Raw genomic sequence first — 4,893 nt, 5'->3', positions numbered from 1 at the left:
ATTCTGTTTTTGCTGATGCACCCGGCCGGATTTTATTTGGTTCATGTTCGCATCAGGACAAAGACATTCCCATTTTTAACAGCATTATTGAAGACGACCCCGAAGTTTTTGTGTTTCTTGGGGACAATGTCTATGGCGACACCGAAGACATGTCAGTGTTGCAGAATAAATATGAAAAACTGGGCTCTAAGCCGGGTTTTAAAGAACTAAAAGAGCAAGCAGAGCTCATCGCTATTTGGGATGATCATGACTACGGTGCGAACGACGCCGGCAAGGATTACCCTAAAAAAGAAGCGTCAAGAGATATCATGCTCGACTTTTGGGGTGAGCCGGAGAGCTCTCCGCGTCGCACTCGTGAAGATGGTATTTACACCTCATACACCTACGGTGAGGGCGAAGAAAGCATTCACGTAATTTTGCCCGATTTGCGTTGGAACCGGGATGATATTGCCCACGTGACGCGTGAAGAGTATGCAAACGAACGCAAACCGAAAAACATGGGGCCTTATAAAGTTCACAGCGACCCTAACGCCAGTATGATTGGCGAAAAACAATGGCAGTGGCTGGAAGAACAGTTACAAAAGCCGGCGCGTATTAAAGTCATTGGCTCCAGCTTACAGCTTTTAGCTGATTTTACCGGTTGGGAGTCGTGGGCGAATTTCCCCTCTGACCGCCAACGTTTGTTTAATCTTATTAAAAAACATAAGGTTAATGGTGTTATCTTGATAAGCGGCGACACCCACTGGGGTGAAATCAGTTACTACGACGAAGATTTAGACTACCCACTATGGGAAGTTACGTCATCAGGACTGACTCAGGAGTGGAAAGACGTTAGCCCCAATAAACACCGCATCGGTCAGTTTATCAATAAGGTAAATTATGGTGCGCTGGACGTTGACTGGGAAAAAGACGATCCGGTTGTGACTCTTGGACTTTACGATGAAGCAGGTGATGTAGTTAACGAACACCGCTTCAGGCTGTCAACGCTGGAACCTTACGAATAAAAATTAAACCATGTGAGAAAGCTATGCCAAAAGTAGGAATGGAATCAATGCGGCGTCAGCAGTTAATCGATGCCACCATCGATGTGGTTGCTGACGTAGGCTTACGAGGAGCAACCATAAACTTGATTTCGCGCAGGGCGGGAATGTCGTCCGGTATTATCAGCCATTATTTTGGCGGTAAGCAGGCGCTAATTGAGGCCTCTGTACGGTATTTGCTTTCTCAGCTCAAAATGGAGCAGTCACCGGATAACCCGTATGACCGCTTGATGAAAATTGTTGATTTGAACTTTTCTGATGTGCAGCAGGCAGATTCAAGCACAAAAACCTGGTTAAGCTTTTGGGGGCAGTCAATGCATGACGCTGACTTATATCGCTTACAGGAGCTGAATAAGCGCCGGCTTGTGAGTAATTTGCGTTACAGTTTCAAGCAACTACTGAATCCCGAAAGTGCGCGTGAGGCAGCGGAAGTGACGGCCGCGTTAATTGATGGTTTTTGGTTGCGCTGTGCATTAAGCCGGGCAAATGAAGAGAAGTTCAGTCAGGCAAAAAAATACTGCAAAAAATACATTAATGGTGTGCTGGAACAGCACGGTGTCAGTTAAACCATTGCCAAATTATAAGGGAGTTATCGTTGTCCTCTACATTACTTAAAAACTTTATTCATGGCCGTTACGTCGACGACAGTAACCATGAATACTTTGACGTGATCAACCCAGGTACCGGGAAAGTGATTTACACCGTAGAGTCGGCAGGAGAGTCGCTGTTGGAAGACGCGGTGGAAAGTGCTCAAAGAGGGTTTGAGGTTTGGTCACAAACCCCTCCAATTGAGCGAGCCCGAGTATTACAACGTGCAGCGGCGATTCTACGAGAGCGCAATGACGAGCTGGCAAAGCTTGAAGTGCTGGATACCGGTAAGCCCTGGCAGGAAGCTGTTGAAGTCGATGTTCAGACTGGATCGGATGCTATCGAGTATTTTGGCAACTTATGCCCGTCAATGATGGGCGAGCAACAAAGTGTTGGTAACGACTTCTTTTACACACGACACGAGCCTTTAGGTGTCTGTTTTGGCATTGGTGCCTGGAACTACCCGTTGCAAATTGCTTGCTGGAAAGCGGCTGCGGCCCTTGCTGCAGGTAATAGTATGATTTTCAAGCCATCCGAAGAGACACCTCGTGGCGCTGCGATGTTGGCAGAAATATTTATCGAAGCAGGCGTACCGGAAGGCGTATTTAACGTGGTGCATGGTGATGGTGTTGTCGGTAATTATCTGGTTCAGCATCCGTCGATTGCGAAAGTGTCGCTGACAGGTGAAGTAGGCACGGGCAAAAAGGTAATGGCCGCGGCGGCAGGTACCCTGAAGAATGTGACCATGGAACTGGGCGGTAAATCACCGCTTATTGTCTTTGACGATGCTGACATTGATGAAGCAGTAACCGGTGCCATGATGGGTAACTTTTACACCCAGGGCGAGGTCTGCACCAATGGCACTCGGGTTTTCGTGCACAAAGACTGTTACGACACTTTTATGGAGCGTTTATTAGAGCGCACCAAGAACAATATCGTAGTCGGCGATCCTATGGAGCCTGAAACCAACCTGGGCGCGCTAATTTCTGAAAATCACCTGCATAAGGTCATGGCTTATATTGAGCTTGGCAAAGAGCAGGGCGCTACTCTGGCATTTGGTGGCGAAAGATTAACGCCAGCGGGCTGTGAGAGTGGCTATTTTATTGGCCCCACTATTTTTACTGACTGCACAGATGACATGCGCATTACGCGTGAAGAGATTTTTGGTCCGGTGATGTCCGTTCTGACCTTTGAAACGGAAGAAGAGGTCATTCAACGAGCTAACAATACCGATTACGGGCTGGCAGCTGGTATTTTCTGTCAGGACTTGCGCAGAGCTCATCGTGTCATCGCTCAGCTGGAAGCCGGTATTTGCTGGATTAATGCCTATGCTAATTCGCCGGTAGAGATGCCGGTAGGTGGTTACAAGCAATCGGGTATTGGTCGTGAAAATGGTGTGGAAGCACTTAAGTCTTATACTCAGACAAAATCAATTTATGTCGGAATGGATAAGCTGGAAGGTCCATTCTAATGACAGTGAATGAGAAATTCGATTACATCATTGTGGGGGCGGGTTCGGCCGGCTGTGTGCTGGCCAATCGGTTAACAGAAGATCCGGATGTCTCGGTATTGTTATTAGAGACTGGCGGCTCAGACAAAAGCATTTTTATTCAGATGCCAACCGCGCTGTCGATTCCGATGAATACGAAAAAGTACGCCTGGCAGTTCCACTCGGAACCTGAGCCTTATCTGAATAATCGTGAAATGCATTGCCCCCGGGGCAAGGTTCTTGGTGGCTCCTCGTCGATTAACGGCATGGTTTATGTTCGCGGTCATGCGCGGGACTTTGATGAGTGGCAAGAGCATGGTGCTGAAGGCTGGGACTACCAGAATTGCCTGCCGTATTTTAAAAAGGCGGAAGACTGGGCTTTTGGTGCCGATGAATACCGTTCGAAAGATGGCCCTTTGGCGGTGAATAACGGTAACAATATGCAAAACCCGTTGTACAAAGCCTTTATTAAGGCCGGAGTTGACGCCGGTTATATGGAGACCAGTGACTATAACGGTTTTCAACAAGAAGGTTTTGGTGCCATGCATATGACCGTGAAAAACGGTGTGCGCTGGTCCGCTGCTAATGCGTATTTAAGGCCAGCTATGAGCAGACCTAACCTGGCGATAAAAACCGGGGTTCAGGTCAGTAAAGTGCTGCTGGAAGACAAGCAGGCTATTGGTGTCGAGCTTTATGAGAAAAACAACATTGCTCGCTTTTTTGTGAATAAAGAAGTGCTTTTAAGTGCAGGTTCCATTGGCTCTCCGCATATTCTGCAGCTATCGGGTATTGGTAACAACGAGACCCTATCTGCAGCGGGCATTGAAACTCAGCATGAGCTGCCTGGTGTCGGGGAAAACTTGCAGGACCATTTGGAGTTTTATTTTCAGTATCAGTGCAAAAAGCCGCTGACGCTGAACAGTAAGCTAGGACCTCTGAGCAAGTTGGCTATTGGTGTACGCTGGATTTTATTCAAAACCGGCTTGGGCGCAACGAATCATTTTGAGTCCTGCGGTTTTATTCGCTCGAAAGAAGGTGTTGAGTGGCCGGATCTGCAATATCATTTTCTGCCGGCAGCCATTCGCTACGATGGTAAATCTGCTTTTGAAGGACATGGTTTTCAGCTGCACATTGGGCACAATAAGCCGAAAAGCCGTGGTTGGGTTAAAGTGAAAAGCTCAGACCCTTTTACCTCGCCCCAGATTCAATTCAATTATTTGCAGCATCAGGACGACATTGAGGCATTTCGGGCCTGCGTAAGATTATCTCGCGAAATTATTGCTCAGCCGGCAATGGATGAATACCGCGGCCAGGAAATACAACCGGGAAAAGACATTGTGACCGATGAGCAGATAGATGCTTTCGTGCGTGATGCCGTAGAAAGTGCTTATCACCCCTGCGGCAGTTGTCGTATGGGTGCCGAAGATGATGACATGGCAGTGATTGACTCACAAATGCGTGTGCGGGGCTTGCAAGGACTTAGAGTTATTGACTCGTCGGTTTTCCCAACGATTCCAAACGGCAACCTGAACGCGCCAACCATCATGGTCGCGGAGCGAGCGGCTGATATCATCAAGCATCAGAACCTGCCGAGAGCTGAAGTTGATGTTTATAAAGACCCGCAATGGCAACAGCGTCAGCGCAGTGGTGAGGCCAAGCGGAGCGCGTCATGTTAACTCTTGTCAGTATTGGCATGCTGTTTTTCATGGCCATGGTGGTCTTTATTGTTATGCGCTGGGGGCGGCTGAAACTTAACGGTCGCTACCCGGTGTCTAC

General features: G+C 48.1%; 4 protein-coding genes. All 4 read left to right on the top strand.

Going from position 1 to position 4,893, the window contains the following annotated elements; genetic code table 11:
• Positions 1-1,004, top strand: a 1,004-nt coding sequence (locus B3180_RS05205) for an alkaline phosphatase D family protein (RefSeq protein ID WP_286843413.1), incomplete at its 5' end; no start/stop codon positions are given.
• A 23-nt stretch (positions 1,005-1,027) separates the two neighbouring features.
• Complete coding sequence (gene betI, locus B3180_RS05200; RefSeq protein WP_034821844.1) at positions 1,028-1,606, top strand: transcriptional regulator BetI; 579 nt, start codon at positions 1,028-1,030, stop codon at positions 1,604-1,606.
• A gap of 29 nt (positions 1,607-1,635) precedes the next feature.
• Positions 1,636-3,099 carry a betaine-aldehyde dehydrogenase gene (betB, locus tag B3180_RS05195; RefSeq protein WP_278358801.1) on the top strand — a complete coding sequence of 488 codons (1,464 nt, stop codon included), beginning with the start codon at positions 1,636-1,638 and terminating at the stop codon, positions 3,097-3,099.
• Positions 3,099-4,793 (top strand): choline dehydrogenase, encoded by a 1,695-nt coding sequence (gene betA / locus B3180_RS05190; RefSeq protein WP_278358800.1) that lies wholly within the window; start codon positions 3,099-3,101, stop codon positions 4,791-4,793. Before betB ends, betA begins: the two co-directional genes overlap by 1 nt.
• Positions 4,794-4,893: the final 100 nt, after the last annotated feature.

The sequence above is a fragment of the Idiomarina sp. UBA4206 genome, from assembly GCF_002383015.1.
Classification (GTDB): Bacteria; Pseudomonadota; Gammaproteobacteria; order Enterobacterales; family Alteromonadaceae; genus Idiomarina; species Idiomarina abyssalis.
This window is presented reverse-complemented; position numbering and strand designations above follow the sequence as displayed.

Bases quoted from the DNA above. Each gene is read 5' to 3' on its own strand.
- betI (WP_034821844.1), top strand. From the start codon at position 1,028: ATGCCAAAAGTAGGAATGGAATCAATGCGGCGTCAGCAGTTAATCGAT.
- betA (WP_278358800.1), top strand. From the start codon at position 3,099: ATGACAGTGAATGAGAAATTCGATTACATCATTGTGGGGGCGGGTTCG.